17 protein-coding genes, 1 tRNA gene and 1 pseudogene are annotated in these 17,940 nt (G+C 42.1%); 4 read left to right on the top strand and 15 right to left on the bottom strand.

The features are described from left to right. Positions 1–29 precede the first annotated feature (29 nt). The 4 genes from ABXT70_RS03485 to ABXT70_RS03470 form a co-directional block, all read right to left on the bottom strand. The gene (locus ABXT70_RS03485; protein WP_443641789.1) at positions 30–1,007 is read right to left on the bottom strand and encodes a glutathione S-transferase family protein; all 978 of its coding nucleotides are present in this window, start codon (positions 1,005–1,007) and stop codon (positions 30–32) included. Between the two features lie 9 nt (positions 1,008–1,016). Then, entirely contained in the window at positions 1,017–1,880 is an 864-nt protein-coding gene (locus tag ABXT70_RS03480) for a pirin family protein (protein WP_443641788.1), read from the bottom strand. A 23-nt stretch (positions 1,881–1,903) separates the two neighbouring features. Next, the gene (locus tag ABXT70_RS03475; protein ID WP_443641787.1) at positions 1,904–2,299 is read right to left on the bottom strand and encodes a DoxX family protein; all 396 of its coding nucleotides are present in this window, start codon (positions 2,297–2,299) and stop codon (positions 1,904–1,906) included. 254 nt (positions 2,300–2,553) lie between these two features. Next, the gene (locus tag ABXT70_RS03470; protein ID WP_443641786.1) at positions 2,554–2,700 is read right to left on the bottom strand and encodes a hypothetical protein; all 147 of its coding nucleotides are present in this window, start codon (positions 2,698–2,700) and stop codon (positions 2,554–2,556) included. 170 nt (positions 2,701–2,870) lie between these two features. Here ABXT70_RS03470 and ABXT70_RS03465 point away from each other — a divergent pair, with 170 nt between their 5' ends. After that, a complete protein-coding gene (locus tag ABXT70_RS03465) occupies positions 2,871–3,782 on the top strand; it encodes a LysR family transcriptional regulator (protein ID WP_443641785.1) in 912 nt (303 codons plus the stop codon). A gap of 204 nt (positions 3,783–3,986) precedes the next feature. Here the strand turns inward: ABXT70_RS03465 and ABXT70_RS03460 are convergent, their stop codons facing one another. From ABXT70_RS03460 to ABXT70_RS03445, 4 genes are all read right to left on the bottom strand, one after another. Next, a complete protein-coding gene (locus ABXT70_RS03460; RefSeq protein WP_443641784.1) occupies positions 3,987–5,186 on the bottom strand; it encodes a hypothetical protein in 1,200 nt (399 codons plus the stop codon). Positions 5,187–5,580: 394 nt separating this feature from the next. Continuing rightward, a complete protein-coding gene (locus tag ABXT70_RS03455; RefSeq protein WP_443641783.1) occupies positions 5,581–6,333 on the bottom strand; it encodes an SDR family NAD(P)-dependent oxidoreductase in 753 nt (250 codons plus the stop codon). Continuing rightward, entirely contained in the window at positions 6,330–6,728 is a 399-nt protein-coding gene (locus ABXT70_RS03450) for a thiol-disulfide oxidoreductase DCC family protein (protein ID WP_443641782.1), read from the bottom strand. The genes ABXT70_RS03455 and ABXT70_RS03450 overlap by 4 nt, the downstream gene beginning before the upstream one ends. 2 nt (positions 6,729–6,730) lie before the next feature. Further along, entirely contained in the window at positions 6,731–7,237 is a 507-nt protein-coding gene (locus ABXT70_RS03445) for a DUF3429 domain-containing protein (RefSeq protein WP_443641781.1), read from the bottom strand. A 300-nt stretch (positions 7,238–7,537) separates the two neighbouring features. Here ABXT70_RS03445 and rapZ point away from each other — a divergent pair. Continuing rightward, a pseudogene (rapZ, locus tag ABXT70_RS03440) lies at positions 7,538–8,468 on the top strand (RNase adapter RapZ). Positions 8,469–8,691: 223 nt separating this feature from the next. On the opposite strand, the gene ABXT70_RS03435 reads toward rapZ, so the two are convergent. From ABXT70_RS03435 to ABXT70_RS03425, 3 genes are all read right to left on the bottom strand, one after another. After that, on the bottom strand, positions 8,692–10,446 hold the full coding sequence (locus ABXT70_RS03435; protein ID WP_443641780.1) for a tetratricopeptide repeat protein: 1,755 nt from the start codon (positions 10,444–10,446) through the stop codon (positions 8,692–8,694). A 213-nt stretch (positions 10,447–10,659) separates the two neighbouring features. Then, positions 10,660–10,962, bottom strand: coding sequence for a DUF6538 domain-containing protein (locus ABXT70_RS03430; protein ID WP_443641779.1), 303 nt, complete (start codon positions 10,960–10,962; stop codon positions 10,660–10,662). 78 nt (positions 10,963–11,040) lie between these two features. Continuing rightward, a tRNA-Ser gene (locus tag ABXT70_RS03425) sits at positions 11,041–11,128 on the bottom strand. Between the two features lie 217 nt (positions 11,129–11,345). On the opposite strand from ABXT70_RS03425, the gene ABXT70_RS03420 reads away from it, so the two are divergent. Then, the gene (locus ABXT70_RS03420; RefSeq protein ID WP_443641778.1) at positions 11,346–11,495 is read left to right on the top strand and encodes a hypothetical protein; all 150 of its coding nucleotides are present in this window, start codon (positions 11,346–11,348) and stop codon (positions 11,493–11,495) included. 1 nt (position 11,496) lies between these two features. Here ABXT70_RS03420 and ABXT70_RS03415 read toward each other — a convergent pair whose 3' ends face one another. The 4 genes from ABXT70_RS03415 to ABXT70_RS03400 all read right to left on the bottom strand — a co-directional run bounded on the left by ABXT70_RS03415 (position 11,497) and on the right by ABXT70_RS03400 (position 16,503). Beyond that, complete coding sequence (locus tag ABXT70_RS03415; protein ID WP_443641777.1) at positions 11,497–13,404, bottom strand: FG-GAP repeat domain-containing protein; 1,908 nt, start codon at positions 13,402–13,404, stop codon at positions 11,497–11,499. A gap of 77 nt (positions 13,405–13,481) precedes the next feature. After that, positions 13,482–15,347 (bottom strand): hypothetical protein, encoded by a 1,866-nt coding sequence (locus ABXT70_RS03410; RefSeq protein WP_443641776.1) that lies wholly within the window; start codon positions 15,345–15,347, stop codon positions 13,482–13,484. 431 nt (positions 15,348–15,778) lie between these two features. Then, positions 15,779–16,108: a nuclear transport factor 2 family protein gene (locus ABXT70_RS03405; RefSeq protein WP_443641775.1), complete on the bottom strand. Its 330-nt coding sequence runs from the start codon at positions 16,106–16,108 to the stop codon at positions 15,779–15,781. 65 nt (positions 16,109–16,173) lie between these two features. Beyond that, a complete protein-coding gene (locus tag ABXT70_RS03400; RefSeq protein ID WP_443641774.1) occupies positions 16,174–16,503 on the bottom strand; it encodes a nuclear transport factor 2 family protein in 330 nt (109 codons plus the stop codon). A gap of 275 nt (positions 16,504–16,778) precedes the next feature. Between ABXT70_RS03400 and ABXT70_RS03395 the strand changes: the two genes are divergently transcribed. Then, positions 16,779–17,528: a hypothetical protein gene (locus ABXT70_RS03395; RefSeq protein WP_443641773.1), complete on the top strand. Its 750-nt coding sequence runs from the start codon at positions 16,779–16,781 to the stop codon at positions 17,526–17,528. Positions 17,529–17,940: the final 412 nt, after the last annotated feature.

The raw sequence follows: 17,940 nt of genomic DNA, 5'->3' as shown, positions 1-17,940 counted from the left end.
TTTAAGGGGTCATTAACACTAAGCGTCTACTAAACTGACGCTCGGTGATGTGGTTGCATAAAATCTAGCACTGGACCCGCAGGTATAATCAAGGTGGGGTTTATGGTTTCATGACTGCCATAGTAGTGGGCCTTACAGTGTTCCACATGCACCGTTTGCGCTACACCGGGCACTTGATACAAGTCCTTCAAGTAACCCCACAGGTTTGGGTAATCTACAATGCGACGCAGGTTGCATTTAAAATGCCCCACATAAACGGCATCAAAGCGCACCAAGGTGGTGAATAGACGCCAGTCTGCTTCTGTAATGGTGTCGCCCGTTAGATAGCGTTGCTTAGCTAACCTCGCTTCAAGGGTATCAAGACCATTAAAAACATCGGCTACGGCGTCGTTATAAGCTGCCTCAGTGGTGGCAAATCCCGCCCGATAAACACCGTTATTAATGTTGGGGTAGATAAAGTCATTTAGCTCATCGATTTCGGCAAGGAGTTCAGGTGGAGAGAAGTCTCTAGGGATAGCGCCCACACCATCAAAGGCCGAATTAAACATGCGGATGATTTCAGGTGACTCATTACTCACAATAGTATGCGTGTGCTTATCCCAAATCACTGGCACCGTCACACGACCCGTGTAGTCTGGCATGGCCGCCGTATAAACTTGGTGCATCCTAGTGGCTTGGTGTATAGGGTCGCCAATCACCCCATCCCCTGGTTCAAAGGTCCACCCCTCATTACCCATAAAGGCATTCACCACCGACATGGAAATTAGGTCTTCCAAGCCCTTAAGTTTGCGATAGATCATAGTGCGGTGAGCCCAAGGGCAGGCTAGCGAAACATAAAGATGGTAGCGATTGGGTTGGGCTTTAAAACCACTGATACCGGAAGGCCCTGCACTGCCATCTGCTGTAATCCAGTTACGAAAACTGGGGGCTTTGCGTTCAAAACGCCCACCCGTGGCTTTGGTGTCATACCAATCGCTATGCCACTCTCCATTAACAAGTAATCCCATTATTAACTCCTAAAACCGATTGTTTCTAAAATCATCATAAGCCTGCATTACTTCAGCTTTTGTGTTCATAACAAATGGCCCACCTCGGGCCACACTTTCGTTAATCGGGGTGGCCGCCACTAATAACACACGGGCCCCTTGGGGGGCTGCGACCATGCTGACATGGTCCCCATCTTCTAGAATGCCTAGCTGTTTAGTAGGCAAAAGACTGGCCTTACCTCCCACTAACACATGACCTTCAATCACATAGATAAAGGCCGTATCACCTGATTTAATTTGTTGATTAAACTCACTACCTGGCGCCAAAGTAATGTCCATAAAGGTGGGAGTGATGTCATGACGTTGCACTGGCCCAATACTACCCAAATCGGTAATGCCAGCCACAACCCTCACTTGGCTGCCATCTTCGCGCTTTTCGACAGTCACGTCCTGAGCTATAAATTCTTGATATTTTGGCTCACACATTTTGTCTTTGCTGGGTAAGTTCACCCACAACTGAAAGCCCGCCAGCAGGCCACTGTCCTGCTCTGGCATTTCTGAATGCACAATGCCTTTGCCTGCTGTCATCCATTGCACGCCATGGGCTTCGATCACCCCTTCATTGCCAATACTGTCTTTATGACGCATGCGCCCAGCGAGCATATAAGTGACTGTTTCAAAGCCTCGATGGGGGTGATTTGGAAATCCACCAATATAATCCAGTGGTTGATCACTACCAAAGGCATCGAGCAAGAGGAATGGATCCAGCATGCTTAACTGTGGAGTGCCAATAATACGAGTCATTTTAACCCCATCCCCATCTGAGGCTGGCATGCCTGGCATGCTAAGTTGCAGTTCTCTTAATGCTAGGTTGGTATGCTTATAAGAAGTCATAAGGGGCTCTGTCTCAAATTTATTTATGCTTGGACAGATTTTACACGATTATCTAAGGCGTAAGCACCTGGCCCATGGGCAACCAACAATAAAAAACCTCCAGCAATAGTGACGTTTTTCATAAACGAGGCCATTTCTGCTTGGTTACTAAAGTCATTATGGAATAGCACCGCCGACACCACGCAAAAGCCTGCTAAAGCAAAACTAGCGATTTTCGTTTGCCAGCCAAGGATGATAGCCAGCCCTCCTAATGCCTCTAGAACAATTACCAGAGGTAACAGAGCACCCGATACCCCCATGGCTTCCATATAGCCTTGAGTGCCCGCATAGTTACCAATTTTGCTAAGGCCAGACATGAAAAACATCATGGCGAGAAATAAGCGCCCCGTGGGGGCGACGAAAGTATATAAGGTCTTCATAGTAATGCTCCATTTATGATATATTTGTGTGGCTTATTAGGTACATTGGATGTGCCTTGCCTACCCTTTTTTCAGGGTAGGTTTTGGCTTTAATTACCCTCATAAAGGTTAATTAAATAAAGCAAATTACAAAATAATTATTAGTAAAAAGAGAACAAAACCTATGGATGAACAATAAGATATTCATATTCCCTATTTAAGTAATAATGCGTAAGGCGTGTTTCATTCTATTAGATCCCAAGCCTAACTTTCCTTTACTTTGAATTTCCAAATGTTGCTTCTTTTTCTTTGTCCGTTTTGGCTTCATATTCCACGGGCGTTAACATATGCCAACCAATACAGTCTCCAGTGGGTGATCTACCACATTGACATGTGCCATTTTCATTTCTTACATCGGTCATAATTTGTCCTTGTTCTCTCGTTAAAAAACGCTACGTTAAAGGGGGGGGGTTAGCAAGAACTACAAGGAATTAAAGTTAGTTCTTGCTTACACCAGAAATATACAGTTTGACTAAATGCGGAAAAACATAAAGAATATGAAAACATTGTTCGTCAAAAGAGAACTGTGCCTATGGGTCAGCTAGAAGATATGCATGTATTTGTCAGGATTGTTGAAGCGGGCAGTATTACGAAAGCCGCAGATCAACTTAACTTAGCAAAATCTGCCGTTAGCAAACGCCTAGGGGATTTGGAAAACAGGTTGGGTTCTAAGCTTATCAATCGAACTACTCGTACATCGAGCATTACCGAAGCTGGTAACCAGTATTACCAACGCGTAAAACTGTTGCTGGGGGAAGTAGATTCGTTGAATGGTGACATAGCGTGTAAAAACAAAGTGTTAGCAGGGTCCTTAAAGCTAGCTGTGCCATTATCGTTTGGCATTACTCACCTAACGCCCGCCATTGATCTGTTTATGCGCCAGCACCCCGAATTAAACATTGAGGTTAATTTTTCTGATCGTAAGGTCGACATCATAGAGGGCGGTTACGACCTTGCATTTCGCATTGGCTCCCTGCCAGACTCCAGCCTAAAAGCTCGCAAAATCACGCCTATTAGGCATGTCATCTGTGCCAGCCCAGATTACCTTAAACATCGAGGCATACCGGAAAATCCAGCACAGCTAAAGCATCATAAAATACTAAAGCAAACGGGCTGGCCATTGGCAGGCATGCCCTTATGGGACCTTGAGGGGCAGAAACATCTCGTTAATGGAGAGTCTAGCCTTACTGCTAACAATGGTGATGCTATGATGCAATTAGCGCTCTCTGGGCACGGCATTATTATGCTGCCGAGCTTCTTCGTTTGGGAAGCTTTGGAAAAAGGGGATCTAATACAGATACTAGAGAATTACTCGTTACCCACCATGCACGCTTATGCAATATACCCAGCCACCCGCTACCTGCCACTCAAGGTGAGAAGCTTAATAGATTTTCTCATTGAACGATTTGGTGACAACCCCTATTGGGATCAGCATACAACCTAAATAGCACTATGTACTGAGTGATAACATCAAAAAATTTTAGATAGGTGCACTTGCGTAAAATATATAATTTAGCAGTGCGTGTTTCAGGCGATGAGCTTGATAGGTTAAAAGCTATGCTTAATCATTAAAAGGAAGGGGTATTACTGAGAAGAAACTACTAGCCTGCACTTTTAAGTGCAGGCTAGTTCAGCTAGAAAGCAGACTTTAGTTAGTCTTACGTTTAAACGTCAAAACGCCCGTAGGCCGAACATTAATCGCTTCTATTGGGCCCACTTGAGCTGAAGCTGTATTTTCAACGGTACCATAGCGGTCGACTATAGATACAACAGCGCGGATATTAAGCCCTGTCAAATAGCGAGTAAGCTCCAAATATTGTGAGTTCGCCCCAGGTATGTGGTGCCATGTGTTATCAATAGAGGATTCCCAATAAATGCTATCAGAATAAACACCATCGGGGTCCGTAAGGTTAGACATACTAAGGGTTAGAGTTTCACCTTCTAGGGCTGGACCACTAACCGTTGGTGTGCCAACAACATTGTCATTAACATTCCGTACTGGCCCCACTGTATCACTAGTCACCGACTCTGGGTGGCCATATTTATCAACATAACTGACCACTGAGCGAACATAAAGCTCTACCTCTGATTGGGTAAGCACTAAGGTACTATCAGAACTACCCAGAGGAGCCCAGCTTAGGCCATCTAAAGAGCCTTCCCATGTAAATGATGTTACACCTGCCCCATCTTCATCACGAACACCAGTGACGTCTACACGCAAAACTTGGTTTTCTTCAGGCTTACCGATCAAATCTAAGCGGCCTAATGGGGGATCGTTTATATTCTTAACTGGGCTAGTTGCTGGCGACACTAACTGCTCGATCGAACCTTTACCGTCAGTGTAAGAAAGTAGAGCACGGAGACTATTGCCAACATGTTCTTGACGAGGAATGAACACTGGAGAGTTAGCACCAGAGATGGACATCCAACCTTGTCCGTCAAGCTTATCCACTTCCCACTGCAAAGTTGTCAAACCAATGCGATCTGGATCCAATAGTGCAGAAATGTCGATTAAAATAGGATCATCTTCAACAGCTTCAAAACCGTCGTTAGTATTTAAACCATCAGTTAATGCGGTGGCAGTAGCGGTAGAAGTTGACTGACTAGCGGTGCTAGAACTCGAGGATGAATCCTCAACGACAGTACTAGAACCCACAGATAAAGCCTCAACTGCGAGACCAGAACCCAAAGACAAAGCCTCAACAACAGGCGATTCAGCTATGAGTGCAGTCTCCGAGGAGTCGACAAGACTCTGCGATGAATCGTCCGAGTCCCCCCCTGCAAGTACTACACACGGAATCGCCCACATGGCAACTACTACGGGTAACAATTTTCTTTTATTATTCATTTTACTGGGCGCCCTGATTGATTGGTTACAGGAAAATTACCAATGCCCAAATTTATTGCAATTAGCGCATAAAGTCAATAGTTTCAAGCGTAAGGTGGGTAAAGAGTTAGCTGTTCAGCACTTACTCACTCGTTTTTATGTGTCTGGCCCTGCCTGTTGGGTATGACACTCAACATGGGCAAGACCAAACTACTGAATAATAAAGACTTTAAAGACATCATTAGCCAACATCAGGCCTTTAGACAACCCAGAAAGTTATGCCTTTTTGGTAGTCTGGGAAATAACTATAGGGCCTGCTTGGCAACTGCATTGCCATCTATTTTACCCGCGTGGCTTCACATGGGCTAACTTCCAGCTTGCAAACTATTGAGCAGCTAAAGCACTGATTCCTCAATTACCAACTTATTGTCTGCCCTTTCCAATCAACATATGACAGCTGACCATCTAACTCAGCATTAGCCAGTATCTCAGCCAATTGTGATGCTACGAAAGCTGGGGCAAAAAGTTTTCCACTTGGGACAGACGCTTGAAATGGTTTTGATAGCCCTGTATCTGTAGTGCCTGGATGAAAGGCGATTAATTTAACGTTTTTGGCTCGCCTAGCATATTCAATCGCCATGTTTTGCAACACCATATTTAATGCTGCCTTAGATGCACGATAGGAATGCCATCCTCCCATCCTGTTGTCACCTATACTACCCACTCTAGCGCTCATAGTGGCCACGACACATGGGGTTTTACCTTTGAGCACCTTAAACAGCAATTTTAACCAGAGTGCAGGCACCACCGTATTGCTCTGAAATATCTCATGTAAGGCTTCGGCATTAATATCTTCAAGACGCTTTTCAGGCCATATTGTCTTTGAATGTAGCAACCCATGGCAAATGCACACTCTAGCAAAGTGGCCAGCATATGGTTTGAGTTGATCAACTACGCCTGCCATCGACTGCTCATCATATTCAGTTTTAATCCAAACAAGCTTATTTCCTGGAGAGATTGGATTTGATGGTGCTGAAGGTTGCCCTTGGCTACTCACTGCAAACACACTGGTGATAGCTGAATCACTTAGAAACTTAGTGACTAATGCGGAACCTAAGCCACCGCTAGCACCCAATACTAGAGCACAGTTAGTTCCAAGTGAAGTCATTCTGAAGGGCCACTGATTTCACATCTATCACAACGAGGTTTGCCCGTGACAAGGGCAGAAATTCGGTGGCGATACCTAGCAAAAAAACGATACCCTAGCTGCGCTAGCTGTTTGAAAAGGGGCCAGCGAAGGATAGCTACCCAATGGCGTTTGCCTACCAAAGCCCAAGAATGATAGGTGACGTCTAAGCCATAGATCATGCCCCCATTATTCCACTGCCCATGTAAAATTTTATCAGCTTTGTGCTGGTCAATGTGAGGGAAGCGCTCTCTAAAAAGAGGTGCATAAATATCTTCAAAGAAAAGCTTCTTGCCACTGTCGAGACGCTCAAGATGAGCTATCTCGGCAGCGCATAGAGGGCAGCCCCCGTCATAAAATATAGTTAACTCTGACACGTTTACAACTCCATAAAAATAAGGGTGATCATTACAAGATGCAGGATGATGACGATGCCAGTCAGCGATAACCGCATTCGCCAATATGATTTTTCCAACCCACCAATTAAATGCTCCACCCATAATAGACTGATAAACCCAAACATTAAAAAGGTCACTGAGTATGCTGCCATAATCGGTGCAATATATATGAGCAGTAACGCGCACCAAGCATTAAGTGCGAATAAATTACTTATTAAAACAGCAAACTTGGCTAGATTTTTATTGTCGACCATCTGCCAGCTTGCCCACAATGTGCCAGACATAAAGCTTAAAATAACGGCACTGTAAGCAATAAATATGTAGGGAGCATAGATTCCAAATGGGACGGCACCCTGCAGCTCTAGGCCAAACCAAAGCTGATCTAACAGCAGCCAAACTGGAATCACGAATGGGATCAGTCCAGCATAACCCAAAATGCGGATCAACGTGGGTAAAGGTATTACTGAGGTGCTGTCGCTGCGTGGCATAATTAGCCCTTTGTGAGTGCTAGATTACGGTTTTAAGTGATAATTAGATTACCTACTATAATGGCCGTTCTCAAGTAGGCACTTCCATCAGGCATAGCAGTTAAATTTGAGCCAAGTCTTAGAAAATCTTGTCAATTGGAGCGAAGAATCTGATAACACGAGTAAAGTAATAGATATTATCCCTCAAGTTAGTGTAAGCAAGATGCTTAAGGGGAGCTTTTGTCATCAGTTGTGCCTACCGTTCCATTAGATTGGAGTGTATTACGGTAGATATTTCAACAACTTATCTGAACATTGCCAGTGAATATTGGCGGTGAGACAGTTGTTCATCTCCTATCATCAGAGCCAATTTACTATTGTGTCTTATACCGTGGCCAGTTTTACTTGACCACTACAGTACCACTACACATATCGGGGGCAGGAAGAGCAGAGGTAATGAAGGTTTTAGAAGATCTCGACTTTTTTTGTATCGACAATCTGCCGCTAGCTTTGTTACCGAACTTGACACAACTCACTGACATAACAACTACATCTGAACAACGTCTTGCAGTCGCCGTAGATGTGCGTGGGCGTGATTTTTTCTCAAAGTTTCTAGCCACTGTGGATGACTTACAAAATCAAGATGCTGCACATCGTATCCTATTTTTGGATTGCGTTGATGACGTCTTAGTGCGTCGGTATTCAGAAACACGCCGTCGACACCCCATCCATGAAGGTGACAGCTTATATGAATCTATAGCTGCCGAACGTGTTCTTTTGGCAGAAATTAAGGCTCGATCTACTATTGTATTAGACACTTCACTGATGAAAACCCATGAATTGCGAAACCGCATCGGGCAGATGGTTTTGCATCGAGATGTTAGCCTTTACCTTATGGTCACTGTTATGAGTTTTGGGTTTAAAAATGGTGTGCCATTGGATGCCGATTTTATGTTTGATGTGCGTTTTGGCCAACCCTTACTATGAATTAGAATTGAGGTCTCAAACAGGCTTAGATGCGTCAGTCTCCATGTATGTGCTTGAGCAACCTAAAGCCCTTGAGACGGTAGAGAGCATCTCAACTTTGATGGAGAAATAGATACCCTTATATGCTGCTGCTGGAAAAACGTTTTTGACGGTTGCAATAGGATGTTCTGGTGGTCAACACAGATCGGTTGCAATCACTCAAGCTTTAGTGGACAGCCTTAACAAACGGTTTACCTTAGTCACGGCAATGCATCGTGATTTGTAGAAAGACGAGTTCTTATAAGACGTAATAGGGTTTTTAATGACAGATCAGATCGATCTTGTAACTGGTGCCTTGGGCGAGTAGTGCCGTGAGTCCGATTCCTAATGGAAGAGCCAGAAGCCGCTAAATACAAGCATGTTTAACTATATCAGTGGCTCTCAAGCGGATCATTGTGGTTCACACTTGTGGTTTACGGTATAAGGACAGAATACCTATCAAGAAAACGTCAAAGACTATAGAAATTAACACCAACCATAACCCTATCTGTTTTCCCACCATAAACTGCAGAGTGCAACCTACTAGCGGGAATGATCGTTATCATACCTTCATCTGGGAGAATATCTTCAGAAGGTTCGTAAAGCTTTAAAATACCTGGCTCACTGCAATTTTGATCTCCTACAGCAAGATAATATACAAGAGAGTATTTTTGTTTACCTAAATTTAACCCGATATTTTTGTCTAACTTATTATTTAGATGCATATGAGGAGTCGAGCCTCCCCCAGCTCTCAAAATATTAAAGAAAGAGTCATATATATAGATGTCTGATTTCAAAGCCTCCATCATAATTTTTGTTAAATCTTCAGCTAACTTTTGTATGATAGAACGAGCATCTTTAAATAAGTTAAAGTCTGGTGAAACCATACCATTCCCATAGCGAGCATCAGTCTTCCCAGCAGCTAGCAAGCCGACTCTTTTTGTTTTATCCAGTTGAATAGAATTCATTTCATAAAGGCTGGCAACAAGCTCTGACTCTACCACTCTATTTAAAATTAGTGGACTTGAAATTAACCCTGTCAAAGCACTTTTGTTACTCGTATCGCCGATTTCGGCTTCATTTTCCTTGCGGAATTTTCTTACTTCCATAACACTCCGCATTAGTTCGTAGTCTTTTGAGTGTGTTTCAATGTCATTTGCTTTCACTATGCTTTTTAGAGCTAAATCTTCATTACCCCTAATATAAAGAACTTTACCCAAGTTGCTGTGGGCTTCGGCATAGTCTGGTTTAAAGGCTATTGCTTGCCTATAGCTTGTTTCAGCCTCATCTAATCTTCCCAGTTCTTCCAGCGTGATGCCCAAGTTACTGTGGGCATGGGCTAAGTCAGGTTCCAACGCTATCGCTTGCCTCAAGCTAGCTTCAGCCTCATCCAATCTACCCAGTTCTTTTAGTGTGGCACCCAAGTTGCTGTGGGCTTTGGCATAGTCTGGTTTAACCGCTATTGCTTGCCTATAGCTTGTTTCAGCCTCATCTAATCTTCCCAGTTCTTGCAGCGTGATGCCCAAGTTATTGTGGGCTTTGGCATAGTCAGGTTCCAACGCTATCGCTTGCCTCAAGCTAGCTTCAGCCTCATCCAATCTACCCAGTGCTTTTAGCGTGTTACCCAAGTTGTAGTGGGCATCGGCATCCTGTGGAACTAATTGGACAGATTTTTGACTGGCAACTAATGCCTCACTCACTCTACCAGTTTGTTTGAGCACAGTGCCAAGCACTTTCCATCCAAATTGATGTTTGGGAAATATTTCCGTGAGGGATTTCGCAAGATTTTCCGCGTCACTAAATCGTCCATTTTGATAGTATTCTATTAGACTGCTGAGTTGTGCCTGAGAGGGCACTTTAGTGTCAGTTCTGCCTTTTGACTGTGAAAGTAATGCTTTCAGTTTTTTAGCATTAAATCCATTCCTTTTAGCTTTTTTAATTGCTTGTTCAGCACCCTTTAACTGGTTTGCTTTAACAAGTGCATCAATATAGCTTACCCAAAACTGTTCTATCTTTGGGTTAACTCCGAGAGCAGTTTTAAATAACGGCAATGCCACATCAGCTTTGTTAAAAGATACTGCTATTACCCCTAAGTTATGATTGGCATCAGGATGTTCTGGCTGGGCTTCTAATATAGTGTGGTATAGGCGTTCAGCTTCTTGAAGGTTCCCTTCTTTGTGCGCAGCTACACCCTGCTGCAATGCTTGCTCGATAGTCAATTCCATTGAAGACTCTTAATATGCTTTTTCGTAAAAGTTGTATGCGCTTCATCTAATTTTTTATTGCATCTGATTAGATCAGCTAAATAGTGTATCGATTTAAACAGCATTTGGATAGACCGTTTTTCTATGGCTAAGACTTGTGTAACAGTAGTAAAATCTTGCGCATACAATTAATAGCAGTTCACAATATCTTTCACAAGGGTATAAGCTTGATTTTTAGGGGCAATTCGTGTTTTTTTTAACTGTTGAGCTTCCCTGCAAGTGCTCTCTGGTCAATAAGTGAGCACAAGGAGGCTCTGTGTTTCTTAACCTTAGATCATGCCAATAGTCTTCCAAACGCACAGATAACAACCTAGACGAATTCACAGCATGTCTACGACTAGTTGTGCGTAAAGATTGAATTACACGGGGTTTACTGTAGTAGTTTTTTAAGTCTGCAGGAATAGCACAAGAAAAGTAATAAACATTACCCTTCAAGTAAGTGTAAGCAGGATACTTAGGGGGGATTTGTGTCCTCATAAATGTCTACCGTTCCATAGGGCTGGAGTTAATACGGTAGATATCTCAAAGACTTATCTGGACATTGCCAGTGAATAGTGGCGGTGAGACAGGGATTCGAACCCTGGGTACCTTGCGGTACACACACTTTCCAGGCGTGCTCCTTCGACCACTCGGACACCTCACCATTTGAAGGCGAAGATTCTATGCTTTTGCTAGATAGTTCTAATATTCAATGAGTTAGCGTCTTAGCTATCTGCCAGAACATTAACATGCCCAAGTAATTCATCAGTTTCAAGTAATACACTCGAAATGAGATTGTATCACACCGATGTTACACAGTGACTAGGCTGACTAAAGACAGGGGAGCTATTGTCCATGATGACCGATTAGAAGCCCTCTCAATGGCTGTTAATTACTGGACTGAACAGATGGATACTGATGCTGAAACTATGACTGCTCAACAGAAGCTTGAGGCTTTCAATGGGGAGATTCAGAAGTTTATTGATAGTGCTACAGGTGTCTATAAAAGTGCTGGTGATAGGTGGTTTTAACTTACTCTTTTTTCCCCAACTTGAAAATCACTTCCCAATCATTATTCCATGCGCCTTCAAATTGACTATCTTTGTTTCCCTTCAAACTGACTATATTACTGCCTTCTTCACCAAACATAATATTTATATTAAGTGAACTGACAATATTACCTTTCTTATCAATTTGACCTTTAAATGAATCATAAAGGTCTATTGAACCCGTATCTAGAGAACGACCATCTTTTGCTACAGTCATTATTCCATTGTTAATTTCAATATAACCATTTCCTAGACGCTTACTTCCTTCGTCTTCATGGTGGCGGAATACAGTAAAAGAATAACGACCGTCGAATAACGGGCTGCTTATAATTTCAGTTGGGGCTGTATAATACATCGCTTCTTCTTTATTCGTCGTTAACTCGAGTACTTGTACAGTAAACCCATTTTCCCAGTTTTTCTGGACAACAAATTCTATATCTCCATCATTGTCTATATCGATTGGGCGAATACCAGCGAGGGTGTACTTTTCTCCACCAGTAAGTAAATCATTATTTAGAGGTCTAAATGAGCTGTCCTCTTGTCTAATAAACACCTTAGGCGGAGCTTGTTTAATTTGACTCCCTATTTGCTGCATGAGTGGCATGTCAATTCCATGATTAGAAGTCAATACAATATCTTTTTTATCGTCATTATTTATATCTATCAAGTTAAATGATTTGTTCCAATCTCCATAATCAAAGGCAATTTCTGGAAAATAAAAATTACTTTTATCGACGAATTTTCGATTTTTTTCCTGGATAAGAACCTGAAGTTCTATGCCAAGATGGCTCGAATGTATCAATGGATTTTTTGTTACATGAAGTATCAATATATCGTTATCACCATCATTATCAATATCTGTTACGAGGTAATTGTATCCAGCACTTTTCTTACCAAATCTTCCGGGCTGAAGTTCAAGGGCATCACTTTTTTTGAATCCTGAATTAGAACCAAAAATTATTCTGTTATTGTCAGCACCTTCAAGCTTGCCACTTAAAAGAATTAAATCAAGCTTGTCATCGTCATCAACAAACTCCAAACCTGGAGTATAGTATAAGTTTCTTCTTTTATGACCAGGACCAGGTTGGAACGATATATAAGAAAAACCTCTATCTAATAGCTGCCCATCTGGAACTTTAGTAAATCTACCTTTGCCATTATTTCTTAAGAAATAATGGGGAGCATTGGGCTGCCCGGCTTGCGTAACAAACAAATCAATATCCCCATCTGAGTCAACATCGCCACTGGTAACCCCGTGAGTAAAGTCTAGTATTTGCGGTAAGCTTGAAGTGGCATTTATAAATTTACCGTTAGGAGCACTCAAGATTAATGAGTTTTGACAGCCAGGAAATGGCTCATAATCAACTCCAGTGTCAGCAATGAAAATATCGTTGACCCCATCTCCATTAAAATCCTTAATGACCGAACTTCTAGGATTGCAAGTATAGGGAGCTATGTCCATTATTGGTTTAAACAAAGAAAAACCCTTGCCAGGAGTTGTTGTCAAAACTATTAGCTTAATATTAGAGCCTTTTTTTACATCCCAATATTGTATGCCGTACACAAGTTCAGGCAACCCATCTCCTGAAAAATCACCCCAACCCAGGGGTATAATTTGAGAACCCCCAGGTTCGACAGACTTACTGAAATCTTTGCTGAAGACCTTGAATTCATTTGTTAGTGATTTCGCATACAACCCATCAACCCACTCGATTTGTGTTTTGTCTGTACTTTCGGCAGTAGATTTAGCAGTTTCAGATAAAGATCTAATTGCTCCACCACAACTTAGCCCTCGACTGGTCAACTCGGCTTGATACTCAACATTGTCAGGAGTTGCTTTCGCAAGACGACAGATAGTCTTATCAGACCAACCTGATACATCTTGAGACAACGCGTGTGGAGCCATTAATGATGCGATTAGTACGCAGACGATACGACAATAGAAATTCATATTAGCCACTCTCCAATTTACCTTTCAACATTTGTTTGCAGATAGCCTAATATAGAATCTGTGCCACCTAAGACTGTTTGGAACAACTCCCAAGCTGGCTTGTCATTAGCATCTTTAAAATAATCATAATGACATTGTTGGTTCTTAGCATTCTCAATATCGTTGGTTTCACTAATAAAACTTAGCCAGCCCCATTCCATTAGACCCTTTCCACATTTCTTTTGAAGAGAATCACTGTGCCGTTTAAAAGGCTGCAGTGACCGAGAATCTACATTAATCACTAGCCTTTGCTCTTGGTCACCTGCCTGTTTAAATACTAAGGTACTAAAACTAATTTTTTTATTACCACCCAACCTTAGACTCCCCTGTATCTTGGATTTATGCAACTGATAGGGCTGAAGGTATTCTTCTGAACGTTCTAATACAAAGGGTCTAACTTCAATAAAATCTGCCTTATCTAACGCTAAGTTGAGTGTTTCACCCTCAATTTTAAAGATGGATAGTTGTGAAGTAGCTTCAATTTGCTTGGCTTCTTTTTTTGCTAATTCTTCAGGACTGTTATCTGCTGCTAAAGCTTTATCAGTACAATTTGGGTTAAATCCAATCGTTTCGTCTATGCCAAATTTCATACGATATTTTCTTTTTTGAAGGTATACAGCGTCGTGCTCTAGTTCTACATTAGTAACTATCTTCATCAATCGGCCTAGGGCAAATGTAAAGTTGTTTGTATGAAGTCTTGCACTATCCTTACTTGAAATCTTATTATGCTGAGTGCCACTGTACTTTCTACTTGTAAACGTATCCCAATCAGTGATTGCCAGGTTAGTTACTTTTGACGCTCTAACTAATTTTGTTTGTAGTTTTGTTGGCACTTCTGCGCCCCATAGGTCTGCAATATAGGCATAGCTAAGTGCAACATTTAAACCCATTGAGTGATACCACAGTGCCTTAGTGCCTCTAAATGAATTATTGTTGATGTAGCCATCTTCATAAAACAGCCGGTCCATTTCTTTGAATCTAAAGTTCATCTCTTTTGCTGCAAGTTTTTTATTGTTTGTCCAAGAGGCGTAAATTAATATTGATAGACCGCCATTAGCCATACCATAAAACCCTTGACCTTCTTTCTGGAATTCTTTTGGCTGTAGAAACTTTTTGTACATTTTTTTCATATACTGGTCTACCACTTTAAATTCTTGCTCATTCAGCTCATCTTTTAACCACAATGCAGTAATCATATAGTGCGCAAAAACATCACTTGCAAATGAATATTGATGAAACCAACAGGGCGAATTAGAGTCCCCGTTGGCATAACACAAAGGTTTCTTTTTTACATCATGGTAACCAATACTGTCATACAAGGTATCTGCTTTAGCCAAATCTATTAACAAGTTTTTAGCCGTTTTTATATTTGCTTGGTTGTCATTGCCAATTGCGTTTTGTGTTGCTGCCATGAAGACCTTTATTGGCTCTGAAATATTTTCAGTCTGAGGGCTAATGGAGACGCTATTTGCTTTCCAATCAGCGTGCCAATCGTAGCCAACTAGTCCTTTAACTCTAAGTAACGAGGGAGCTTCATTAAATGTTGGACTGCCTGCCATTGCCTTACACGATTTGATTTCTGTTGTATAAAATTTGCCGGGGAAGTTAATATCCTTGGCTTTAACATTCCCTGCTTTTGAGTTTGAGCTTTGTTTTTTGGCAACCCCACTTCCACAACTGATTCCTCTCTCTGTAGCTTCTTGAAGGTACTGAGGGTCGTCCTGTTGGCTAGAGGCTAGCCTGCACAAAGTCTTATCAGACCAGCCTGATAGGTCTTGAGACAAGGCATGTGTTGCCATCAATGATGCGATTAGTACGCAGACGATACGACAATAGAAATTCATGATAATTACCCCCTGTTCTATTAGACTTTACAATAGTCCTGAGTTCACAGTACCATTTTAGCCGTAGGAATATTTCTGATATTTCTTAATGCCATATAATAATTGTATGTTCAGCCCCTTTCTAGTGCAGTAAACCTAGCTATAGTTCAAGGCAAAACGTAGTCGATTGGCACTCTCACTGCCGTACATGTGTATGCCTAAGATGATGCCTCTAGAGGCTCTCCTAAGGCTATATAAGAAGACTTTAATATAGTATAATGCGAGGCATGCCCTAGGGTTAAGTCCCTCTGAGGGCCTCTTAGGAGCCTAGAAGAAGGGTAGTTATTGGACTACTTAACTCTATGACTTGTCTGAGGTTTTAGAAACTATTATTACTATGACGAGAGGTGTTGAACCATTAGCCAGCACACATTTGGTTACAGATGTTTCTATCACTTCATCGGCGTAGCACCAGTTTCAGAGCGTATAATCAGTCCATTCTCTATCATCTTAGCACCAAGCACAGACTCACGTGACCCATCTTGAAACCTCATCACCGCGTGTGTCACAAGAATATCGTCATTTTCGTAAATGCAGCGTTGCATAAGTTCTTCAAAGCTTGGGTGAGTCATCATGCCTAACAATATCACCCTTAACTCAGTCTTGTTCATCGTGGTGCCAGTTTGGTGACGAACAAACTCAAAATCTTCGTGATAGAGCGACATTAACGCCTCAATATCCTTTTCTGCTTCTGCCTTCTGAAGTGCTTTAAACATGTTCATAACGTACTCCTTTTATTAACAATAATTCTTATTAGGCAGTATACGTCTGCTGGTATTGGTATTTATCACTTCATCAGCGTAGCACCAGTTTCTTGCCTCAAAACCTGTCCATTTTCTAGCATCTTAACGCTAATCAAAGACTCCCGTGACCCATCCTGATACTTCGTCACCGAGTGTTCTACCAAGATATCGTTATTTTCATAGATGCAGCGGTGCATAACTTCTTTAAAGTTAGTCTGAGACCACATGCCTGAAATTAGAACCCTGTATTCAGACTTGTTGATGGTGGTGCCGGATTGGTGGCGAACAAATTCAAAGTCCTCATGATACAAAGGCATTAATGCTTCAATATCTTTTTCGTCATTGGCTTTCTTAATTGCTTTATGCAGTTTCATAACGTACTCCTTATGTTAACAATAATCCTTATTAGACAGTATACATCTGGTGCTGGTGGTTTAGCACAAGCCCTTAAGCATACAAGTGTGCACAGCAGATGGTTAGTGCCATAGGACACCACGGAGGGCCTGTGAGAGGCATTTAGCTTGCAACAAACCTTAAAATAGGTTTATCTTTAATTTAAATCAAAACCTAAGCTAATTGAATAATATAAATAAAAATTATGTTTAGTGCTAACTGCACCATTTTAATATTTCTGAATACAGAGGTCGTCATGAAAAAGTTTTTACCCCGTAGTCTTTTTTTAATTGTCGTTTTAATTCTAAGCCAGCAAGCAATGGCCCTCACTTTCAAAACTGGGGAGGTAATAGGTTCTGACGGCAAAGTATATGAAGGTATGTCGCCCCAAAATAAAGAAAATATGCTAGCTAATGTCAAGCCAGGGGAAATAAAATCGGGCATACATGGCAAAAGTTTTTATGTGGTTGTCAATAACATTGTAACTACAGTTCCACTGGTTGATTTGATGAAAAAAACGCCTGTAGAGCGTATGGAAATAGTTGGGAAAGCTATCACAGAAAATATCACTCTTAGCAACGCTCTGTCTTCACCAGCAGTAAACATCAGCGATTCGCCAACGTCACCTTCAATAGATGAAAATTCGTTAAATGTTAACCAATTAGCCGGCGAAGGCGCAAGCCCACTAGGTCAACTACAATCAGACGAGTTTGAAGAATCGTTTGACTCAGCCTTGGACGAGGTAGGAAAAGAAGTTGACCTTAGCGTTCTGCCTAGCATAGGAGGCGACCTTGGAAATGCATTGGGATCTGTCTTTGCTGATAGCCTTGGGGAATCGTTAGGCTCTGTACTTGCTGAAGACCTTGAGAAACATCTAAATTATAATTTAGGTGGTGGAGCCATGGGAGCAGGTGGGGCCATGGGCTCAGGTGGGGCCATGGGCTCAGGTGGGGCCATGGGCTCAGATTCAGCCATGGGCTCAGATGGAGCAGCTGCACGACCATAATTTAGGTGTGGTGGATGTACTTAAGAAAAACGTCTACTACGCTTATCTAAACTTAAGAAAACGTATACATATCAGTTACTTGAGAAAACGAATGGTGCGGACGGAGAGTCGTTCCACTCCATCACAGTTCGCTAGGCTCACTGCTATGGTCACTGAGATAACCTTCAGTAGCCGCCACTCCATTACTGAAGAGCATTAAGAAAGCTAGTGGTACTAATAGTTTGCTTATACGCATCTACATTTCCTCGCGTTAACGATAGTGCTTATTAGACAGTATACATCTGGTGCTGGTGGTTTAGCACAAGCCCTTAAGCATACAAGTGTGCACAGCAGATGGTTAGTGCCATAGGACACCTCACTGCTCACATCTAGCGTACAGACGCGTTAGGTTGATACATCATGACCATCATTG

The organism is Candidatus Njordibacter sp. Uisw_039 (assembly GCF_047730075.1).
Lineage (GTDB): Bacteria > Pseudomonadota > Gammaproteobacteria > Pseudomonadales > Balneatricaceae > Njordibacter.
This window is presented reverse-complemented; position numbering and strand designations above follow the sequence as displayed.

Bases quoted from the DNA above. Each gene is read 5' to 3' on its own strand.
- ABXT70_RS03485 (WP_443641789.1), bottom strand. From the start codon at position 1,007: ATGGGATTACTTGTTAATGGAGAGTGGCATAGCGATTGGTATGACACC.
- ABXT70_RS03410 (WP_443641776.1), bottom strand. From the start codon at position 15,347: ATGAATTTCTATTGTCGTATCGTCTGCGTACTAATCGCATCATTGATG.
- ABXT70_RS03475 (WP_443641787.1), bottom strand. From the start codon at position 2,299: ATGAAGACCTTATATACTTTCGTCGCCCCCACGGGGCGCTTATTTCTC.
- ABXT70_RS03435 (WP_443641780.1), bottom strand. From the start codon at position 10,446: ATGGAATTGACTATCGAGCAAGCATTGCAGCAGGGTGTAGCTGCGCAC.
- ABXT70_RS03455 (WP_443641783.1), bottom strand. From the start codon at position 6,333: ATGACTTCACTTGGAACTAACTGTGCTCTAGTATTGGGTGCTAGCGGT.
- ABXT70_RS03465 (WP_443641785.1), top strand. From the start codon at position 2,871: ATGGGTCAGCTAGAAGATATGCATGTATTTGTCAGGATTGTTGAAGCG.
- ABXT70_RS03470 (WP_443641786.1), bottom strand. From the start codon at position 2,700: ATGACCGATGTAAGAAATGAAAATGGCACATGTCAATGTGGTAGATCA.
- ABXT70_RS03395 (WP_443641773.1), top strand. From the start codon at position 16,779: ATGAAAAAGTTTTTACCCCGTAGTCTTTTTTTAATTGTCGTTTTAATT.
- ABXT70_RS03400 (WP_443641774.1), bottom strand. From the start codon at position 16,503: ATGAAACTGCATAAAGCAATTAAGAAAGCCAATGACGAAAAAGATATT.
- ABXT70_RS03460 (WP_443641784.1), bottom strand. From the start codon at position 5,186: ATGAATAATAAAAGAAAATTGTTACCCGTAGTAGTTGCCATGTGGGCG.
- ABXT70_RS03405 (WP_443641775.1), bottom strand. From the start codon at position 16,108: ATGAACATGTTTAAAGCACTTCAGAAGGCAGAAGCAGAAAAGGATATT.
- ABXT70_RS03430 (WP_443641779.1), bottom strand. From the start codon at position 10,962: ATGAGGACACAAATCCCCCCTAAGTATCCTGCTTACACTTACTTGAAG.
- ABXT70_RS03480 (WP_443641788.1), bottom strand. From the start codon at position 1,880: ATGACTTCTTATAAGCATACCAACCTAGCATTAAGAGAACTGCAACTT.
- ABXT70_RS03420 (WP_443641778.1), top strand. From the start codon at position 11,346: ATGGCTGTTAATTACTGGACTGAACAGATGGATACTGATGCTGAAACT.
- ABXT70_RS03445 (WP_443641781.1), bottom strand. From the start codon at position 7,237: ATGCCACGCAGCGACAGCACCTCAGTAATACCTTTACCCACGTTGATC.